Source organism: Streptomyces sp. V4I8 (assembly GCF_041261225.1).
Taxonomy (GTDB): domain Bacteria; phylum Actinomycetota; class Actinomycetes; order Streptomycetales; family Streptomycetaceae; genus Streptomyces.
Map to the genome: position 1 here is coordinate 5164350 of NZ_JBGCCN010000001.1, position 19664 is coordinate 5184013.

Consider the following 19664-nt stretch of genomic DNA (forward strand, 5'->3'; position numbering starts at 1 on the left):
CCCTGGTGCCCCGCGTGCGGTCCCTGGTGCTGCCGCGCGTCCGGACCCTGGCGCTGCTGCTCCTGGCCGCCACCGGCCTGCTCCTCGCCGGTGCCGGACCGGTCTCCGCGCACGCCGCGCTGACCGGCAGCGACCCGCAGCAGGGGGCTGTGGTCGACAAGGCCCCGACGCAGGTCTCGCTGACCTTCTCCGAGAAGGTCGCCCTGTCCGACGACTCCCTGCGCGTGCTCGATCCCAAGGGCAAACGCATCGACCGCGGCGACCCGGCCAACCTCAGCGGCACGACGTACGCCGTGAAACTCCACAGCGGCCTGCCCGACGGCACGTACACCGTCACCTACCAGGTGGTGTCCGAGGACAGCCATCCCGTCGCCGGCGCCTACACCTTCTCCATCGGCGCACCCTCCCAGACCACCGTCTCCGTCTCCGGCCAGACGGCCGGCGGCGGGATCGTCGGCGCGCTCTACGGCTTCGGTCGCTACGTGTCGTACGCCGGCTTCATCGTCATGGTCGGCGGCGCCGCCTTCGTGCTCGCCTGCTGGCAGCGCGGGGCGGGGGTACGGGCGCTGCAGCGGCTCGTCGTCTCCGGATGGCTGGCCCTGACCGCCGCCACGCTCGGACTGCTGCTCCTGCGCGGCTCGTACACCAGCACCGGCAAGGTCGGGGACATCTTCGACCTGGAGCTGCTGGGGCAGGTGCTGCAGACCAAGACGGGCGCGGCCCTGGTGTCCCGGCTGCTGCTCCTCGCCGCGGCGGCCCTGTTCATCGCCGTGCTGTTCGGGGCGTACGACAAGCGGGAGGACGAGGAGAAGCGGGACCTCACCTTCGGGCTCGCCATCGGCGGGACCGTGGTGGCGGCGGGGCTCGCCGCGAGCTGGGCGATGTCCGAGCACGCCTCGACCGGACTCCAGGCCGGGATCGCGATGCCCGTCGACGTCCTCCACCTGCTGGCCGTCGCGGGCTGGCTCGGCGGACTCTCCGCACTCCTTGTCGCCCTCTACTGGGCCCCCTCGGACACTCCGGTCGAGGCGTCCGCCGTACGACGGTTCTCGCGCGTCGCCTTCGGCAGCGTGCTCACGCTGATCGCGACCGGGATCTACCAGGCGTGGCGGCAGCTCGGGTCGTGGTCGGCGTTCACCGGCACACGGTACGGGCAGTTGCTGCTGGTCAAGATCGGGCTCGTGGCGCTGCTGGTGGGGATCGCGTGGATCTCGCGGCGGTGGACGGCGCGGCTGGCGGAGATCGTGGTGGCGAGGCCGGGGAAGGCGAAGGAAGCGGGGGAGGCCAAGGAGGCCGTTGACGGCGAGAACAAGGCGATCGGCGGCGGGAAGAAGGCGGAGGTCGAGGGCGAGAAGGAGCACGCCGCCGCCCGGACCACCACCTCCGCCTCCGCCACCACCTCCGCCTCCGCCGGCGGCAAGAAGGGTGGCGCACCCAAGGGCGGCGCGTCCAAGGACGGCGGCTCCAAGGGCGTCGGCTCCCAGCGCGCCGCCCAGCTCGCCCGGCAGCAGGCCGCGATCGACACGGCACGGCAGAAGCAGCAGCGGGACGCCGACCCGAACCGGTTCGGACTGCGCCGCACGGTGCTCGCCGAGGCCGGTGTGGCCGTAGTCCTGCTCGCCGTCACCACGATGCTGACGTCGACCGAACCGGGACGTACGGAGGAGGAGGCCAGGGCGGCCACGTCGGCCTCGTCCGCCGAGGCGTCATCGGCCGGGGCCCTGACCCTGGACATGTCCTTCGACACCGGTGGCGAGGACGGCCAGGGCGTCGTACGGATCGACCTCGATCCCGCGCGCGTGGGCGGCAACGAGATGCACGTCTACGTCCAGCGGCCCAACGGCCGTGCCTTCGACATCCCCGAGGTGAAGGTCGCCTTCACCCTGGAGTCCCAGGACATCGGGCCGCTGCCCGTCGTCCCCGACCACATCTCCACCGGCCATTGGTCAGCGAGCGGAGTGCAGATCCCCATGGCGGGCGAGTGGAAGATCGCCGTGACCGTGCGGACCTCCGACATCGACCAGGCCACAGTCTCCAAGAACGCGCAGATCGGCTGAACCTCACCATGGCTGACCAGTCCATTCCGGGGGCCCGCACTCCCAAGAGCCCCAAGGCTGTCGATACGGCGCTCAAAGCCGAGTCGGCACGCAAAGGCGAGACGGCGCTCAAAGGCGAGACGGCACTTAACGGCGGCGTTTCCGAAGGCGCAGGCGCCACCAAAGGCGCTCTCAAGGAGAGCCTCTCGCGGCGACGGCTGCTCGGGACCGCCGGTGCGACCGGGCTGGTGCTCGGTGCGGCCGGCGGGGCCGTGGGCTACGCCGCCCGGCCGGCCGAGGCGACACCGCTCACCTCGCTGGGCGCCGATCAGGTGATGTTTCACGGGAAACATCAGCCCGGCATCCTCCAAGCCCTCCAGGCGCGCGGCCATGTCGTCGCCTTCGACCTGGCGGCGGGCGCGGGCCGCAAGGAGGCGGTGGCGTTGCTGCGCCGCTGGTCGGAGACGGCTCGGCGGCTGATGGCGGGCGAGGCGGCGCAGCAGGACGACACGGATGTCGCCCGGGACGCGGGGCCGTCCTCGCTGACGATCACCTTCGGCTTCGGGCACAGCTTCTTCGCGCGGACCGGCCTGGAGAAGCAGCGACCGGTCGCCCTGGACCCGCTGCCCGACTTCTCCTCCGACCAGCTCGACAAGGCGCGCAGCAACGGCGACCTGTGGGTCCAGATCGGCGCGAACGACGCCCTGGTCGCCTTCCACGCCCTACGCGCGATCCAGAAGGACGCGGGGCAGGCCGCCAGGGTCCGGTGGCAGATGAACGGCTTCAACCGGTCGCCGGGCGCCACCGCGCACCCGATGACGGCGCGCAATCTGATGGGCCAGATGGACGGCACGCGCAATCCGAAGCCGACGGAGGCCGACTTCGACGAGCGGATCTTCGTGCCCGAGTCCGGCTCGAAGGACCCCGCGTGGATGGCGGGCGGCTCCTACGCCGTCGTACGCCGTATCCGCATGCTCCTCGACGACTGGGAGCAGCTCTCGGTCAAGGAGCAGGAGGACGTCATCGGGCGCCGCAAGTCCGACGGGGCGCCGCTGTCCGGGGGCACCGAGACGACCGAGATGGACCTGGAGAAGACGGACAAGGCAGGGAACCTGGTCGTCCCGATCAACGCGCACGCGCGCATCACCCGCCCCGACCAGAACGGCGGGGCGGCGATGCTGCGGCGCCCGTTCTCGTACCCACGACGGCATCGACGCGGACGGCGTGCCCGACGCCGGGCTCCTCTTCATCTGCTGGCAGGCCGACCCGCTGCGCGGCTTCGTCACCGTCCAGCGCAAGCTCGACCGGGGCGACGCGCTCTCGAAGTACATCCGCCACGAGGCGAGCGGGCTGTTCGCCGTGCCGGGTGGGGCGGCGGAGGGGGAGTACGTGGGGCAGCGGTTGCTGGAGGGGTGAACGGGGCGGCGCACGGGGTGAAGCCCGCGCTGCGATGGGTGACACCGACGCCGGAGGGGGTTGGCGCCGACGTGGGAGAGGTCGGCGCCGACGCTGGAAAGGTGGGCGTCGACACCGGGGTACGGCTCTTTCGGCGAGCGGATGAGATCTGTACGCCGCTTTCCACAAGGCCCATTAGGGTGAGGTCATGCCAGCGAGCTATGCCTATCTCGGCCCCGAGGGCACCTTCACCGAAGTCGCCCTGCGCACGCTTCCCGAGGCGGCGACCCGGGAGCTGATCCCCTACGTGTCCGTGCAGTCCGCGCTCGACGCGGTGCGCGTCGGCGAGGCCGAGGCCGCGTTCGTGCCGATCGAGAACTCCGTCGAGGGCGGGATCACGACCACGCTCGACGAGCTGGTCGCGGGCGCGCCGTTGATGATCTACCGAGAGGTGCTGCTGTCGATCACCTTCGCGCTGCTGGTCCGGCCCGGCACGAAGCTGTCGGACATCAAGACGGTCTCCGCGCACCCCGCCGCCCAGCCGCAGGTGCGCAACTGGCTGAAGAAGAACCTCCCGGACGCCCACTGGGAGTCCGCCGCCTCGAACGCGGACGCCGCGCGCCTGGTCCAGGAGGGCCAGTACGACGCCGCCTTCGCGGGCGAGTTCGCGGCCGCCCGGTACGGCCTGGAGGCCCTGGAGACCGGGATCCACGACGCGGAGAACGCCCAGACGCGGTTCGTCCTGGTGGGCCGGCCCGCCCGGCCCGCGGCGCCGACCGGCGCGGACAAGACGTCCGTCGTGCTGTGGCAGCGTGACGACCATCCCGGTGGGCTGCGCGACCTCCTGGGCGAGTTCGCCACGCGCGGCATAAACCTGATGCTGCTGCAGTCCCGGCCGACCGGCGCGGGCATCGGCAACTACTGCTTCTGCATCGACGCCGAGGGGCATATCTCCGACCGCCGGGTGGCCGAGGCGTTGATGGGGCTCAAGCGGATCTGCCTGGAGGTGCGGTTCCTGGGCTCGTATCCGCGCGCGGATCTGAAGCCCGGGGAGGTGCGGCCCCCGCGCATCGGGACGTCGGACGAGGAGTTCGTGTCGGCGGCGGACTGGGTGGCGCGGTGCCAGGACGGACGGTTCTGACCGGCGCGTGACAGGCGGGCCCACGAGCGCCTGGGGCCGGATCCGGCACACCCTTCCGGCTAGTACTACCAGCTGATTGTCGTTATCCACAGGAGTTATCCACAGGTACTCTTCTCGACCTGGGGACAAGTCGACAAGCAAGCGCGATTCTGTCGACAAATCGGCCCTCAGGCCCCTTAGGAGTCCACCGCCGCGCAAGTCACCCTTCGTCCACTCTTTTCCTTTGAGCAATCCTTTGGGGCGACCGCTTTCCACTCGAACGTAGGGATGAGAAGGGTTTGTCCTGGGAATCCTCGACTTGCTCGGCACGTTACGGAGTGATCAATTCCGAAGTCCACAGTCCATCCACACACCCTGTGGATAACTCTTGGGGGGCTGGGGATTCCTGTGGACAACCGCGACCCAAGTCCCGTTCTCCACAAGGGAATCGAGTCAACCGGGCGCCTGGCGCCTGCCCCGTTCCAGGGAGCGAGACACTTTTATTGACACGTCTCGCAATTACCCCATAACGGAACGTAAGCCGCGGCTCGGAATAGGGAGTCGTGGGCTGTCACCCCGCCCCGGTAGCCTTGAGCGCGTGATTGACCTTCGCCTGCTCCGTGAGGACCCCGACCGAGTGCGCGCCTCGCAGCGCGCCCGTGGAGAGGATGTCGCGCTCGTCGACGCCCTCCTGTCTGCCGACGAGCGGCGCAGGTCGTCCGGCGTCCGCTTCGACGAGCTGCGCTCCGAGCAGAAGTCGCTCGGCAAGCTCATCCCCAAGGCCACTCCTGAGGAGCGTGCGGAGCTCCTGCAGAAGGCGGAGCAGCTCAAGGCCGACGTCAAGGCCGCCGAGGCCGCGCAGAACGACGCCGACGAGGAGACCAAGCGCCTCGCCTCGCAGCTCGGCAACCTCGTCCACCCCGACGTCCCCGTGGGCGGCGAGGAGGACTTCGTCGTCCTGGAGACGCACGGCACCATCCGCGACTTCGGCGCCGAGGGCTTCGAGCCCAAGGACCACCTGGAGCTCGGCGAGGCGCTGGGCGCCATCGACGTCGAGCGCGGCGCCAAGGTGTCCGGCTCGCGCTTCTACTACCTGACGGGTGTCGGCGCGCTCCTGGAGCTCGCTCTCGTCAACGCGGCGATCGCGCAGGCCACCGAGGCCGGCTTCGTCCCGATGCTCACCCCGGCGCTGGTCCGCCCGCGCGCCATGGAGGGCACCGGCTTCCTCGGCCAGGCCGCGGAGAACGTCTACCACCTGGAGAAGGACGACTACTACCTGGTCGGCACCTCCGAGGTCCCGCTCGCCGCGTACCACATGGACGAGATCCTCGACGCCGACAAGCTGCCGCTGCGCTACGCCGGCTTCTCGCCGTGCTTCCGCCGCGAGGCCGGCACCTACGGCAAGGACACGCGCGGCATCTTCCGCGTGCACCAGTTCGACAAGGTCGAGATGTTCTCGTACGTCGCCCCCGAGGACGCGGAGAACGAGCACAAGCGGCTCCTGGAGTGGGAGAAGCAGTGGCTCACCGGCCTCGAGCTGCCCTTCCAGGTCATCGACGTGGCCTCGGGCGACCTGGGCGCGTCGGCGTCCCGCAAGTACGACTGCGAGGCGTGGATCCCGACCCAGGGCAAGTACCGCGAGCTGACGTCGGCCTCCAACTGCGACGGCTTCCAGGCGCGCCGGCTGTCCGTCCGTATGCGCGACGGCAAGAAGGTGCAGCCGCTCGCGACGCTCAACGGCACGCTGTGCGCCGTGCCGCGCACGATCGTGGCGATCCTGGAGAACCACCAGCAGGCCGACGGCTCGGTCCGGGTGCCCGAGGTGTTGCGCCCGTACCTGGGCGGCCGGGAGGTCCTGGAGCCGGTCGCCAAGTGAGCGCCGCCTCTCCCGTCGCCGGGTTCCCGTACAAGCTGATCGCGACCGACCTCGACGGAACGCTCCTGCGCTCCGATGAGTCGGTCTCCCGGCGCACCCGTGACGCGCTCGCTGCGGCCACCGCGGCGGGTGCGGCGCACATCGTCGTCACGGGCCGGGCGGCCCCCTGGACCCGCCACATCCTCGACGACCTCGGCTACGAGGGCCTCGCTGTCTGTGGCCAGGGCGCCCAGGTGTACGACGCCGGCGCGCACCGCCTGCTGACGTCGGTGACCCTGGACCGGCAGCTCGCGGGCGTGGCCCTGGCCAAGATCGAGGCGGAGGTCGGGCCGCTGTTCCTGGCGGCGAGCCGCGACGGCCTGGACGGCGATGTGCTGGTCGGCCCCGGCTACGCGGTCACGGGCAGGCTCCCGGCGACCCCGTTCGCGGACGCGTCCGATCTGTGGTCCGCCCCGCTGAACAAGATCTACATACAGCATCCGGAGCTGTCGGACGACGAACTGGCCGAGGCGGCCCGCCGGGCCGCGGGCGGCTTCGTCACGGTGGTGATGGCGGGCGCGGGCATAGTGGAGCTGCTGCCCCTGGGCCTGTCCAAGGCCACGGGCCTCTCCCTGGCGGCTCGCCGCCTGGGCCTCAAGGCCGCGGACACGATCGCCTTCGGCGACATGCCGAACGACATCCCGATGTTCGCCTGGGCCGCACACGGCGTGGCCATGGCCAACGCCCACGAGGAACTCAGGGCCGTCGCGGACGAGGTGACGTCCTCGAACGAGGAGGACGGGATCGCGGTGGTGTTGGAGCGGTTGCTCGGCTAGCAGAGCGGTCGTATCTGCTCTCCGCCCACCGGGGCAGTCGTATTCCCTCTACATCCGCCGGGGGGGCTGTCGTATCTACTCCGCACCCGCCGGGCCAGGCGTGTCTGCCTTGCACCCGCCCGGGCTGTCGTACCCGCTCGACATGCCGGGCCAGTCGTGTCTACTCCGCACCCGCCGGGACAGGCGTGCCTGCTAAGCACCCGCCGGCGCTGTCGTATGCGCTCTGAACCGCCGTGGGCTGCCGTATCGGCCCCCACGCACCGTGGGCAGTCGTTCCGCAGGGCGGAGCGGGTGGGCACGGCCTGCAGCGCCGGGCGCCCGCTCAAGGCGCCCCAAGCCCTGCACCCGGCCCAGCCCCAGTGGCAACGTCTCGCGGAGGATGCACGATTCGAACGTGCGCGGGCCTTTCAGACCCGACCACGGTTTAGCAAACCGGTGCCTTACCACTCGGCCAATCCTCCGGGTGGGCGGCCCACGCGAGAGCGACATCGCGTGCTCGAAGCGGCCGCCCCGGGCAGCTCCCCGTGCGGTACGGACTCAACGGAGGGGTAGCGATGACTCCGGAGCCCGCCGCCGGCTGCCCTGTCGGGAGCTCGACGTACTGCCGTGCATGGACATCGTCGAACTCCTCTCCCAGAACGTGGCGCCGAACTCGTCGTCCGGCGGTGTGGACACAACCACTGTGCCTGTACGGCAAGTTGGACGCCACTGATTAAAAGGCCCCGGAAAAGCGGCGTACGTCCCTTACCGGCGGCGCCACTTGCGTCGGCGCCCCTTGCTGAAGAACCATCCGGCCGGCGGTTCGTCGGAGCGCCACGGCTGCGGCTCTGGCTCCTCACGGCGCCAGCGCGCGGCCAGCATGCGGGCGCGGGCGGACGGCTCGGCTGTCTCGGCCTCGCGTATGAAGTCGTCGTCCAGGACCAGGTTGTTCCAGGTGTCGTCCCCGGACTGTTCGCGATCCTCGTGCTGCACCATGCCGCCTGCCATCGCCGTCCTCCAGTTCGTACAGTGCATCCCCTTTGCCCAGTGTGCCCGGGCAGAGGTGAAGCCCCCGTCAAGAGCGGGCCCCGGTCAGGGGCCCGGCTCTTTGACTCTTGGTTCTCTCGCGCGCCTACTCCTCACCCGCGAGCGTCAGCGACCGCAGCTTCTGGCCCGCGTACCAGGTCGCGAGGACGGTGACCACCGCCAGCAGCACCGTCGCCGTGGGCAGGGCGACGTCCGACGTCACCATCTCCCCGCCGGCGACCTTCTGCGCCACCGCCAGCGCCCACTGCTGGACGCTCAAGGTGCGCGCGCCGGACACGAGGGAGCCGAACAGGGCCTCCCAGACGAGCGCGTAGACGAGCCCGAAGACCACCGCGTGCCGGGACACCGTCCCGAGCAGCAGGAAGATCGCGGCGTAGGCGATGGAGGCGACGAGTGCGGCGACCGTGTAGGCGACGGCGATCTGCTGGCCGTTGCCGTTGAGGATGAGGCCCGCGATGAAGGTGGGCAGCGCCGAGAACACCATCGTCACGGCGATCGCCACGATCAGCTTGGTGAAGATGATCGTCGGCCGTTTCACCGGCTTGGACAGCAGGTACACCACCGAGCCGTCGTCGATCTCGGGCCCGATCGCGCCCGTGCCGGCGATGACGCCGATGATCGGCACCATGGTGGCGAGCGCCAGTCCGCCGAGCAGGTCCGACGCGGTCTGGTCGTCGGCTCCGGCGAGGCCGCGCACCACGACGGAGATTCCGATGAGCAGCAGCGGCAACGCGCCGAGGATGAGGGCCCGGCGGCGGCCGAGCAGGGCTCGATAGGTGAGCCGGGCGACTGTGGGGTCGTACATCTTCGGCCTCCTACGCCGCGACGAGATACGAGAAGACGGACTCGAGGGACTCGTCCGACGGCGAGACCGTGAGCAGGCGGATGCCGTGGTCGCGCGCCACCCTGGGCAGCAGGGTGGTGAAGCGGCCGAAGTCGACGGCCTGGATGTGCAGCGCGCCCTCCGCCAGGTCGACCTCGATGCCGGCCGTCGACGGGTCGGCGATCAGCGCGGCCGCGAGGGTGCGGTCATCGCTGGAGCGCACCAGGTAGCGGTGCGGGCGGTCGGTCATCAGGCGGCGGATCTTGCGGAAGTCGCCGCTGGCCGCGTGCCGTCCGGCGACGACCACCTCGATGTGCCAGGCGAGTTGCTCGACCTCTTCGAGGATGTGGGAGGAGAACAGCACCGTGCGGCCCTCGTCACCCATGCGTCGCAGCAGGTCCATGAGCTGCATGCGCTGGCGCGGGTCCATGCCGTTGAAGGGCTCGTCGAGCAGGAGCAGCGAGGGGTTGTGCACGAGGGCGCTCGCCATCTTCACGCGCTGGCGCATGCCCTTGGAGTACGTCTGGATCTTGCGGTCCTGCGCGTACTCCATCTCGACCGTGGCCAGGGCCTTCTGGGCGGCCTTGGCGCCCAGGCCGTGCAACTCGGCGTTGGCGACGACGAATTCGCGGCCGGTGAGGAAGTCGTACATCGCCTCGCGCTCGGGGACGATGCCGATGTGCTTGTAGATCGACTCGTTGCGCCACACCTGCTGGCCGTCGAGGGTGACCGTGCCGGTGGAGGGGGCCAGGAAGCCGCCCATCATGTTGATGAGGGTGGACTTTCCGGCGCCGTTGGGGCCGAGGAGGCCGGTGACGCCGGGGCCGATCGTCATGGTGATGTCGTTGACGGCGACCACGTTGCCGAACCAGCGGGAGACGTGGTCGATCTGGAGCGTGGTCACAGTCCCACCTTCTTGTAGCGGCGCATCAGGAGGCCGTAGCTGGCGGCGATCAGGCCGAGGGTGACGAGCGCGTAGACCGCGCCTTCCCCGTTGGTCGGGCCGACACCGCCGGGGAAGGCGGACGTGGCTCCCAGGAAGGCGGACTGCACGCCGTCGACCAGCGTGACCGGCGAGAAGAGGCCGATCCAGGCGATGGCGCCCGAGCTGTTCTGCACCTCGGCGATGGCCTGGAGGGTGGAGACGGCGCCGTAGGAGATGGTCAGTACGGCGATCACGGCCGCGATGCCGAAGCCACGGCGCGGGGTGACCGACGCGATGACCAGGCCGATGCCGGCGAACAGCAGTGAGAGCAGTGCCACGGAGACGAGTCCCTGTGCGAATCCCTTGGTCTGGTCGGCGAAGTCGAGCTTGGCCAGCAGCGCGCCCACGTAGAGCACCAGCAGCGGGGCGGCGGTGAGGATGAACAGCGCCGAGGCCAGCGCCGCGTACTTCGCGCGTACGTAGTCGGCGGTCTCGATGGGCCGGGAGAAGTACAGCGGTACGGTCTTGAAGCGCAGGTCGCGGGAGACGGACTGGGGTGCCTGCGAGGCGATGTACAGGCTGATCACGGCCTGCATGACGATCGCGTAGCGCGTGTAGTCCAGGGGCAGGTCGTTCGCCTTGGTGGCGACCGCGACGGCGACCATGATGGCCGCGGGCACGCACATCACCACGAACAGCAGCATCGGCAGCACCTTGGACTTCACCGAGCGGCCGAGGCCGTAGGCGCCGCGCAGGGACTGCGAGTAGAGGGACCGGGTGGCGTAGGAGCGGCCGAGGCGGGGGCCGTCGTAGGTGCGGTAGCCGATGTTGTGGATGCGGGTCTGGTCACCCGACTGGGTGACCGGTGTCCGCGTGGGCTGCTCAACCGCCATGGCCGACCGCCTCCTTCCGCTGTGCTTCGGTGCTCTGCTCGCCGCCCTGCTCGCTGTCGGTGAAGACCTCCGAGATGTGGTGCCGGCGCTGTTCCATGCGCACCAGGCCGAGGCCGAGGTCGGCGACCACGTCGCGCACCAGGTCGTAGGTCTCGTCACCCTGCGCGGTCAGCAGCAGGATGTGACCGGCGCCGGGGAGGCCGCCGCTGCCGTCGAGGACGTCCACCCCGCGCGCGTGGAGCGCGTCGCGCACCGCGCGGGTGCCGTCCGGGTGGTCTTCGGTGTCGGTGACCTCGATGGCGAGGGTCGTCGTGGTCTGGGTGAAGTCGGTGGTGGAGCTGGAGCGCAGGAGCTTGCCGCCGTCGACGACGACGACGTGGTCGCAGGTGCGCTCCAGCTCGCCCAGCAGATGGGAGGTGACCAGGACCGAGATGCCGAAGTCGGTGTGGATACGGCGGATGAGGCCGAGCATCTCGTCGCGGCCGACTGGGTCGAGGCCGTTGGTCGGCTCGTCCAGGAAGACCAGCTGCGGGTCGTGCACCAGGGCCTGGGCCAGCTTCACGCGCTGTTTCATGCCGGTCGAGTAGCCGCCGATGGGGCGGTAGCGCTCCTCGTACAGACCGACGTGGCGCAGCGTGTCCGCGGTGCGCTCGCGTGCGGCGGTGGGCGGCAGGCCGGACATCCGGGCCATGTGCACGACGAACTCGGTGGCCGAGACGTCGGGCGGCAGACAGTCGTGCTCCGGCATGTACCCGACCCGCTCGCGGATGGCGGCGCCCTTGGTGGCGACGTCGAGTCCGAGCACTTCGGCTCGGCCCTCGGTGGCGGGGGACAGACCCAGCAGGATCTTGATCAGTGTGGACTTGCCGGCTCCATTGGCTCCGACGAGTCCGGTCACACCGGGCCCGACGTCCACGGAGAGCCGGTCAAGCGCGGTCACCCGGGGGAACCGCTTGCTCAGGCTTTCGGTCGCGATCACAGTCACGCTTCGAAGGTAGTGACGCCGACCACGCCGGTCGTCACCCCGCAGAGCTGTATTGGAGTCAGACTCCAGGACTACGGGGCCCTAAGGGTCACCCCTGAGTCGAACAACGCGACCCTGGTTTTCCCCATGGACCAGGTTTTCCACAGCCCGGGGCACGCCTATTGACGCAGCCTCTAACAACTGTCACATTCGCCAGTGTCAAGTTACGGGCACGTACCGCAGTCAGTGTGGACAAGGTGGGGCGGTGGCATGACTACGGCGATGACAGGCGAACTCTCCGTGGACTCAGCGGAATTGCGCGGGTTCAGGCAGGTCCAGCAGCTGGCGTACGCATGCGCCGAGGCCGTCGCGGCGCAGCTGGAGCCGGGCATCACCGAACGCGAGGCGGCACGGATGCAGCGCGAGTGGCTGCGGGAGGGCGGTGTGCGGGACTGGTTCCATCTGCCCTTCGCCTGGTTCGGGGACCGCACGGCGTTCGTGAACTTCCGCATCCCCCTGCAGTTCTTCCCGACCAACCGCCGCCTCGAGCCCGGGATGCCGTTCATCCTGGACATGGCCCCTGTGTACGACGGCTACACGGCCGACATCGGCTACTCGGGTTCGCTCGGCATCAACCCGGTGCAGGACAAGCTGATGGCCGACCTGGAGGCACACCGGGAGCTGATCCTGCGCGAGGTGCGCGAGCGGCAGCCCCTGCGAGAGATCTACGAGGACGTGGACCGGCTCATGGTGCGCCAGGGCTACGTCAACCGGCACCGCGCCTATCCCTTCGGCGTGATCGCGCACAAGGTCGACCGGGTCAGGCGACGCCGCTGGTCACCGCATGTCTTCGGGTTCGGCACCCAGTCCCTGAAGGGCCTGGCGAGCGACGCGCTGCACGGCCACCGCGACGGCTGGTCCCCGCTGTGGTCGCCGTACCGCTTCTCCGACCACCCGCCGCAGCCGGGCCTGTGGGCGGTCGAACCGCACCTCGGCTTCAGAGGTACGGGCGCGAAGTTCGAGGAGATCCTCGTCGTCACCGACTCCAGGGATCCCGAGCAGAGCGCCTTCTGGCTGGACGACGATCTGCCGCACGTGCGGCGCTGGGCGGAGGAGAAGTGACGGTGCCGGTGACTCTTCAGGACGCGCGCGAGCGCAGGGTGCGGACCGGCGGGGTCGAGCTGTGCGTCGCCGAGCTGGGCGACCCCGGGCAGCCGACGGTGATCCTCGTGCACGGCTATCCGGACAGCAAGGAGGTGTGGTCCGAGGTCGCCCCGCGACTGGCCGACCGCTTCCACGTCGTGCTGTACGACGTCCGGGGTCATGGCCGGTCGACGGCACCGAAGCCGCTGCGCGGCGGGTTCACGCTGGAGAAGCTGACGGACGACTTCCTGGCCGTCGCGGACGCGGTCAGCCCGGACCGGCCCGTGCACCTGGTGGGGCACGACTGGGGCTCGGCACAGGCCTGGGAGTTCACCACCGTCAAGCGCACCGAGGGCCGGATCGCGTCCTTCACCTCGATGTCCGGGCCGTCCCTGGACCACTTCGGCCACTGGATCAGCGGGCGCCTGAAGCGCCCCACCCCGCGCCGGATCGGTCAGCTCCTCGGCCAGGGCGCCAAGTCCTGGTACGTGTACCTGCTGCACACGCCCGCGCTGCCCGAACTGGCCTGGCGCGGCCCCCTCGGCAAGTCCTGGCCGCGCATCCTGGAGCGCGTCGAGAAGGTCCCCGCCGGCGGCTACCCGACCTCGTCCCTGCCCACGGACGCGGCGCACGGGGCGTGGCTGTACCGGGACAACGTGCGCGCCCGGCTGCGCCGACCACGCACGGACGCGTACGCCCACGCGCCCGTGCAGCTCATCACGCCCCTCGGGGACGCCTTCCTGTCGGAGCGGCTCTACGACGAACTGGAGCTGTGGGTCCCCCAGTTGACCCGGCGCACGCTTCCGGCGAAGCACTGGATACCGCGTTCCCGTCCCCACCAACTGGCGGCGTGGATCACGGAGTTCGTGACCGCCGTGGAGGGCGGACGACCGGAAGGGGTGACGGCGACCGGTAAGTACGCCGACCGCTTCGGCGGCCAGCTCGTCCTGGTCACCGGCGCCGGCAGCGGCATCGGGCGGGCGACGGCGTACGCGTTCGCCGAGGCCGGCGCACGCGTGGTGGCCGTCGACCGGGACACCGAGGCCGCGGGCCGCACCGCCGAGATGTCCCGCCTGATCGGCGCTCCCGAGGCCTGGGCGGAGACCGTCGACGTCTCCGACGAGCAGGCCATGGAGAAGCTCGCCGCGAGGGTGGCCACCGAGTACGGCGTGGTGGATGTCCTGGTGAACAACGCCGGGATCGGCCTGTCCGGATCCTTCTTCGACACCACACCGGAGGACTGGAAGAAGGTCCTCGACGTCAATCTGTGGGGCGTCATCCACGGCTGCCGGCTGTTCGGCAAGCAGATGGCCGAGCGCGGGCAGGGCGGCCACATCGTCAACACCGCCTCGGCGGCGGCGTTCCAGCCTTCCAGGGCCCTGCCCGCCTACAGCACCTCCAAGGCGGCCGTACTGATGCTGAGCGAGTGCCTGCGCGCGGAGCTGGCCGGCCAGGGCATCGGCGTCACCGCGATCTGCCCCGGACTCGTCAACACCAACATCACCTCGACCGCGCACTTCGCCGGGGTCGACGCCGAGGAGGAGAAGCGGCGCCAGAAGAAGTCCGCGCGGCTGTACGGGTTGCGCAACTACCCGCCGGAGAAGGTCGCCGACGCGATTCTGCGGGCGGTCGTGCGCGGTGAGGCCGTTGTTCCCGTGACGCCGGAGGCGCGTGGGGCGTATCTCATGTCACGGTTCGCGCCGAAGGCGCTGCGCAGGATCGCGCGGCTGGAGCCGCCGCTATGAGTGACGTCGGCCGCCCGGCCGAACAGCGCGGTGCGGTAGGCGACATGGCCGAGGAGCCGGCTGCACCCGCCTACCGGATCGAGGACCTGGCGCACCTCAGCGGGGCCACGGTCCGCACCATCCGCGCCTACCAGGACCGAGGCCTGCTCCCCCGCCCCGAGCGCCGTGGCCGCGCCAACGTCTACGCGGACGCCCATCTCGTCCGGCTGCGCCAGATCGCCGGCCTCCTCGACCGCGGCTACACCCTCGCCTCCATCAAGGAGCTTCTGGAGGCCTGGGACGCCGGTCGTGGCCTGGGCGGGGTGCTCGGGCTGGTCGCCGAAGTGGACGGGCCGTGGACCGACGAGGAGGCCGTACGGATCTCCCGCGCCGAGTTGGACGAGCGCTTCGGCGGCACCCCGGACGACGCGGCGGTGGCGGAGGCGGTGGAGCTCGGCGTGCTGGAGCCGGTTCCCGATGACGAGGACTCCTTCGTCGTTCCGAGTCCCCAAGAGCTCGCCGTGGCCGTCGAGTTGCACGCCGCGGGGGTGCCGCTGTCTGCGATCTCCGCGCACCTACGGGAGTTGAGGGGGCAGGTCGAGCACATCGCAGCCCGTTTCCTGGAGTTCACCACCGAACACGTCTTCGCCCGATACCTCGACGGACCACATCACCCGACGGACGCGGAGGCAGCCGAGGCCGCCTCTCTCGTACGTCGTCTGCGCCCGCTCGCACAGCACACCGTGGACGCGGAACTCGCCCGTGCGATGCGGCTGTTGGCGGTGCGCCACCTACGGCAGCAGCTGGGCGCGGGCAAGACGCCGGAACATCGGAACCGGACGAGAGCGGTGCCCATCCCCGAGGAGGCAATGCTGGCCGTGGAGAGTCTGGTTGGCCCAGAGCAGGCAACGGCGTTCGTTACCTTGGCGGCTGAACGTGAAGTGCGCGCACGGACCTTGGACCGGCTTGCCTCAAATCACAGCTCATCAGCTGATCTTGACGAAACCCCTTGAGTCGACGGCTCGTTGTCCACAGAATCGCCAATTCCCCTGTGGATAACTGCACTTGGTTGTGGATCAAACATCCGAGCCGAAATCGTTCGCGTGATTCGTGCCTCTCCCGGCAGGCTGGTGGCATGGACGAAAGACGCACCGTGAAGGTGTCGAAGTACCTCTCGAAACACCTGCGCCATCAACCCGAGCGCATCGGGCTCACTCTCGACGAGGGCGGCTGGGTCGAGATCGACGCACTGATCGCCGCCGCGACCGCGCACGGATTCCGGTTCACCCGGGAAGAGCTGGACCATGTGGTGGCCGCCAATGACAAGCGGCGCTTCGCGATCGAGGGCAGCCGGATCCGCGCCAGTCAGGGCCACAGCATCGACGTCGATCTCGGACTGCCCCCGGCGACACCGCCGGCGTACCTCTACCACGGCACCGTGGCCCGCAACCTGGACGCGATTCGCAGCGCGGGCCTCAGGCCCATGAACAGGCACGACGTGCACCTCTCCGCAGACCGCGAGACCGCGACGCGCGTCGGCGCCCGGCGGGGCCGGCCGGTGGTGCTCTCCGTGGACGCCGGTGCCATGCACCGCGACGGCCATGTCTTCCACGTCAGTGCGAACGGGGTGTGGCTGACGAAGGCCGTGCCGCCGGAGTACCTGCGCTTCCCCGAGTCACACTGAGCGCTTCCCCGACTCGCACTGATCTCCTGCCTGCGCGCGCCGCAGCACCGCGGGATCGGCGACACCCGGACCCGAGAGCGATGCCGACGATCAACCTCATTCCGTGGCCGAGCAGCCGCATGCGGTGACCGTTTCACGTGAAACCCGTTCGGCCGCATAGGCTCGAAAACATGAGTCTGCGCCTGAGCACCGTGATCCTCCCGTACCGCCGCTGGTCCGAGGGGGGCCGCGAGGCATGGCAGCGTGCGGAGCAGCTCGGCTTCCACGCCGCGTACACCTACGACCACCTCTCCTGGCGCAGCTTCCGTGACGGCCCCTGGTTCGGTGCCGTGCCGACGCTGACCGCCGCCGCGGCCGTCACCGACCGACTGCGGCTCGGCACCCTGGTGACATCGCCGAACTTCCGGCATCCGGTGCCCTACGCCAAGGAACTGATCTCCCTCGACGACATCTCCGGCGGCCGTCTCACGCTCGGCGTGGGTGCGGGCGGCTCCGGGTTCGACGCCACCGTGCTCGGCCAGGACCCATGGACGCCGCGCGAGCGCGCCGACCGGTTCGCCGAGTTCGTCCAGCTCCTGGACCGGCTCCTGACCTCGGACTCGGTGTCGTACGAGGGCGACTTCTACTCGGCGCACGAGGCGCGCAACATCCCGGGTTGTGTGCAGCGCCCCCGGCTGCCCTTCGCGGTCGCCGCGACCGGTCCGCGCGGACTGCGGCTCGCGGCGCGGTACGGGCAGGCCTGGGTCACCACGGGCGACCCCAAGCTGTACGAGAACGGCACTCCTGAACAGTCGATTCAAGCCATTCGCGGCCAGGTGGACAAGCTGGCCGACGCCTGCGCCGAGATCGGGCGGGACATCGCCGGGCTCGACAAGATCCTGCTCACGGGATTCACCCCGGACCGCGGCCGTCCGCTGGAGTCCCTCGACGCGTTCGTGGACTTCGCGGGACGCCATCAGGAGCTGGGATTCACCGAGATCGTGGTCCACTGGCCGATCCCCGACTCGGACTTCGCGGCCGACGAGAAGGTCTTCGAGCAGATCGCCATGGAGGCGACGACGCAGCTGCGGTGAGAGCCTTGGGCGCGACCGTGCTGGTCAGGGCGCTGAGGGCGGTGTTCACAGGGGCGGTTTCTCCTCAGGTGCCGCCTCAGATGTGCGGACTCCCGCACGACCGTGCAGGCATATGCGGGAGAATGACCCGGTGACCTCAGCGACTCGACAGCCCCAGACCCCGGCGGCCGCTGTCCGCCCGCGGCTCATCGCCACCGACCTGGACGGCACCTTGCTGCGGGACGACAAGTCGGTCTCCCCCCGCACGATCGCCGCGCTGGCCTCCGCCGAGGAGGCGGGCATCGAGGTGTTCTTCGTCACCGGCCGCCCGGCCCGCTGGATGAACGTCGTCAGCGACCACGTCCACGGTCACGGCCTGGCGATCTGCGGCAACGGCGCGGCCGTGGTCGACCTGCACGGCGGTCCCGGCGCCCACCGGTTCGTGAAGGTGCGGGAGCTGGCCCGGGAGAACGCGCTGGACGCCGTACGGCTGCTGCGCGACGCGGCGCCCGGCACGGTGTACGCGGTGGAGCAGACGTACGGCTTCTACCAGGAGCCGGACTATCCCAAGCTGCACATGGAGATACCGGACGAGCTCGCGCCGGCCGAGGCCCTCTTGGCGCCGGACGCCCCCGGGGCCGGCGAGCCGGTGCTCAAGATCCTCGCCTACCACCGCACCCTCGATCCCGACGCTTTCCTCACCCTCGCCCGCCTCGCCATCGGCGACCGCGCCAACGTCACCCGCTCCAGCCCCAGCGCCCTGCTGGAGATCAGCGGCCCCGGCGTCTCCAAGGCCAGCACGCTCGCCCTGTGCTGCGCCGAGCGCGGGATCTCGCACGAGGAGGTCGTGGCCTTCGGGGACATGCCCAACGACGTGGAAATGCTGACGTGGGCGGGCCAGTCGTACGCGATGGGCAACGCGCACCCGGATGTGGTCGCCGCCGCGTCGGGACGGACGGTCGCCAACAACGAGGACGGCGTGGCGGTCGTGATCGAACGGATGCTGGCCGAGCGGCAGGCCTAGCCGACGGTCACCCCCCGTTTCGTCAGCCATGGCACCGGATCCACCGCCGAGCCCATCTGCGGAGTGATGCGCACCTCGAAGTGCAGGTGCGGGCCGGTGGAGTTGCCGGTCGTGCCCGACTGGCCGATCCACTGCCCGGTGTCGACCCGCTCGCCCTGGTCGACGGCGACGGACGCGAGGTGCGCGTACTGCGTGTAGTAGCCGTCCGCGTGCCCGACGACGACCTCCATGCCGAAGGCGCCTCCACACGCCACCTTGGCCACCCGACCGACCCTGACCGCCCGCACGGGCGTGCCGATCGGCACCGCGAAGTCCTGCCCGGTGTGCCGGTGCGCCCACCGCAGCCCGCCGCTGCCGAACGCGGCGGACAGCTCGTACGACTCCACCGGCGTGACCCATCCGCGCGTGCGGCCCGTCTCCTTCTGGTCGAGCCGAACGGCACCGGGGCAGGAGCCGGCCGCCACGGAGGCGTCGGCCTTACCCTGCAACTGCCACCGCGCCTCTTCGAGCTTGTCCTCAATGCCCTTCTTCAACCGGGCGAGTTCGGTGGTGTGCCCCTCCAGCGACTGCCAGGCCGCCGCGGCTTTGGCCTCGTCCCCGGCGAGCCGGGCCTCGGCGCGGCGGCTCTTCTCGATGGCGTTGGTGACGGCCAGATTCGTCTGCGAGAACACATGCTGACCGCGCATCAGCTGTTCGGGACCCGACGCGAGGAGGATCTGCGCGGTGAGCGGCATCCCGCCGCCGCTGCGGTACTGGGCGCGCGCGATCCGGCCGAGGTCCTCGTGCAGGACGTCGATCTCCCGCCGTTCACGTTCGAGCAGCGCCTCGATCCGCAGGGCCTTCGCCCGCTGTACCTCGGCCTTCTGCCGCCCCGCCGCGTACCGCTCCGTCGCCAGAGTCACGTCCTCGTACAGCTGCGCCACCTGCGCGCCGAGACCCGAGTCACCGGCGGTTCCGGTGCCGTTGCGGCTCGGGGAGCCCTTGCCGTCGCCGACGGCGTCGGCGGGCCGGGCCGCCAATAAGGCGATCGCGCACAGAAGCACCGGAACGACCAGGAGGCGACGGCGATATGAGCGCATGCTGGCGATCCTGGCCCGCGGATCGGGTCAGAGTCCTGCTCAGGTCCTGCGCCTGGGGGAGGTGTTGCTGCGGATGGGTCAGTAC

16 protein-coding genes, 1 tRNA gene and 1 pseudogene are annotated in these 19664 nt (G+C 70.2%); 11 read left to right on the forward strand and 7 right to left on the reverse strand.

The window, feature by feature from the left end; genetic code table 11:
* Positions 1-14 precede the first annotated feature (14 nt).
* The 5 genes and pseudogenes from ABIE67_RS23425 (at position 15) to ABIE67_RS23445 (ending at position 7242) form a co-directional block, all read left to right on the forward strand.
* On the forward strand, positions 15-2057 hold the full coding sequence (locus tag ABIE67_RS23425; protein ID WP_370268836.1) for a copper resistance CopC/CopD family protein: 2043 nt from the start codon (positions 15-17) through the stop codon (positions 2055-2057).
* Positions 2058-2065: 8 nt separating this feature from the next.
* Positions 2066-3452, forward strand: a pseudogene (gene efeB, locus ABIE67_RS23430) (iron uptake transporter deferrochelatase/peroxidase subunit).
* A gap of 187 nt (positions 3453-3639) precedes the next feature.
* On the forward strand, positions 3640-4572 hold the full coding sequence (gene pheA, locus ABIE67_RS23435) for a prephenate dehydratase (protein WP_370260517.1): 933 nt from the start codon (positions 3640-3642) through the stop codon (positions 4570-4572).
* A 577-nt stretch (positions 4573-5149) separates the two neighbouring features.
* Positions 5150-6427, forward strand: coding sequence for a serine--tRNA ligase (serS, locus tag ABIE67_RS23440; RefSeq protein WP_370260518.1), 1278 nt, complete (start codon positions 5150-5152; stop codon positions 6425-6427).
* On the forward strand, positions 6424-7242 hold the full coding sequence (locus ABIE67_RS23445; protein WP_370260519.1) for an HAD family hydrolase: 819 nt from the start codon (positions 6424-6426) through the stop codon (positions 7240-7242). The genes serS and ABIE67_RS23445 overlap by 4 nt, the downstream gene beginning before the upstream one ends.
* A 373-nt stretch (positions 7243-7615) precedes the next feature.
* Here the strand turns inward: ABIE67_RS23445 and ABIE67_RS23450 are convergent.
* From ABIE67_RS23450 to ABIE67_RS23475, 6 genes are all read right to left on the reverse strand, one after another.
* A tRNA-Ser gene (locus tag ABIE67_RS23450) sits at positions 7616-7703 on the reverse strand.
* A 283-nt stretch (positions 7704-7986) separates the two neighbouring features.
* Positions 7987-8229 (reverse strand): hypothetical protein, encoded by a 243-nt coding sequence (locus ABIE67_RS23455; protein ID WP_370260520.1) that lies wholly within the window; start codon positions 8227-8229, stop codon positions 7987-7989.
* 124 nt (positions 8230-8353) lie between these two features.
* On the reverse strand, positions 8354-9073 hold the full coding sequence (locus tag ABIE67_RS23460) for an ABC transporter permease subunit (RefSeq protein WP_370260521.1): 720 nt from the start codon (positions 9071-9073) through the stop codon (positions 8354-8356).
* 10 nt (positions 9074-9083) lie between these two features.
* Positions 9084-9995: an ABC transporter ATP-binding protein gene (locus ABIE67_RS23465; protein ID WP_370260522.1), complete on the reverse strand. Its 912-nt coding sequence runs from the start codon at positions 9993-9995 to the stop codon at positions 9084-9086.
* Positions 9992-10909 carry an ABC transporter permease gene (locus tag ABIE67_RS23470; RefSeq protein WP_370260523.1) on the reverse strand — a complete coding sequence of 306 codons (918 nt, stop codon included), beginning with the start codon at positions 10907-10909 and terminating at the stop codon, positions 9992-9994. Before ABIE67_RS23470 ends, ABIE67_RS23465 begins: the two co-directional genes overlap by 4 nt.
* Positions 10899-11888: an ABC transporter ATP-binding protein gene (locus tag ABIE67_RS23475; RefSeq protein WP_370268838.1), complete on the reverse strand. Its 990-nt coding sequence runs from the start codon at positions 11886-11888 to the stop codon at positions 10899-10901. The genes ABIE67_RS23470 and ABIE67_RS23475 overlap by 11 nt, the downstream gene beginning before the upstream one ends.
* Before the next feature lie 255 nt (positions 11889-12143).
* Here ABIE67_RS23475 and ABIE67_RS23480 point away from each other — a divergent pair, with 255 nt between their 5' ends.
* The 6 genes from ABIE67_RS23480 (at position 12144) to ABIE67_RS23505 (ending at position 18500) form a co-directional block, all read left to right on the forward strand.
* The gene (locus tag ABIE67_RS23480) at positions 12144-12995 is read left to right on the forward strand and encodes a M24 family metallopeptidase (RefSeq protein WP_370260525.1); all 852 of its coding nucleotides are present in this window, start codon (positions 12144-12146) and stop codon (positions 12993-12995) included.
* 8 nt (positions 12996-13003) lie between these two features.
* Complete coding sequence (locus ABIE67_RS23485) at positions 13004-14761, forward strand: SDR family oxidoreductase (protein ID WP_370268840.1); 1758 nt, start codon at positions 13004-13006, stop codon at positions 14759-14761.
* A 44-nt stretch (positions 14762-14805) separates the two neighbouring features.
* Positions 14806-15753 carry a MerR family transcriptional regulator gene (locus tag ABIE67_RS23490; protein WP_370268842.1) on the forward strand — a complete coding sequence of 316 codons (948 nt, stop codon included), beginning with the start codon at positions 14806-14808 and terminating at the stop codon, positions 15751-15753.
* A gap of 122 nt (positions 15754-15875) precedes the next feature.
* Positions 15876-16424, forward strand: a complete 549-nt coding sequence (locus ABIE67_RS23495) for an RNA 2'-phosphotransferase (RefSeq protein ID WP_370260526.1) — start codon at positions 15876-15878, stop codon at positions 16422-16424.
* 170 nt (positions 16425-16594) lie between these two features.
* Positions 16595-17497, forward strand: coding sequence for an LLM class flavin-dependent oxidoreductase (locus ABIE67_RS23500; protein ID WP_370260528.1), 903 nt, complete (start codon positions 16595-16597; stop codon positions 17495-17497).
* A gap of 112 nt (positions 17498-17609) precedes the next feature.
* Positions 17610-18500: a Cof-type HAD-IIB family hydrolase gene (locus ABIE67_RS23505; protein WP_370260529.1), complete on the forward strand. Its 891-nt coding sequence runs from the start codon at positions 17610-17612 to the stop codon at positions 18498-18500.
* On the opposite strand, the gene ABIE67_RS23510 is transcribed toward ABIE67_RS23505, so the two are convergent.
* Positions 18497-19579 carry a M23 family metallopeptidase gene (locus ABIE67_RS23510; protein ID WP_370260530.1) on the reverse strand — a complete coding sequence of 361 codons (1083 nt, stop codon included), beginning with the start codon at positions 19577-19579 and terminating at the stop codon, positions 18497-18499. The two genes, ABIE67_RS23505 and ABIE67_RS23510, sit on opposite strands and share 4 nt — an antisense overlap.
* Positions 19580-19664 lie beyond the last annotated feature (85 nt).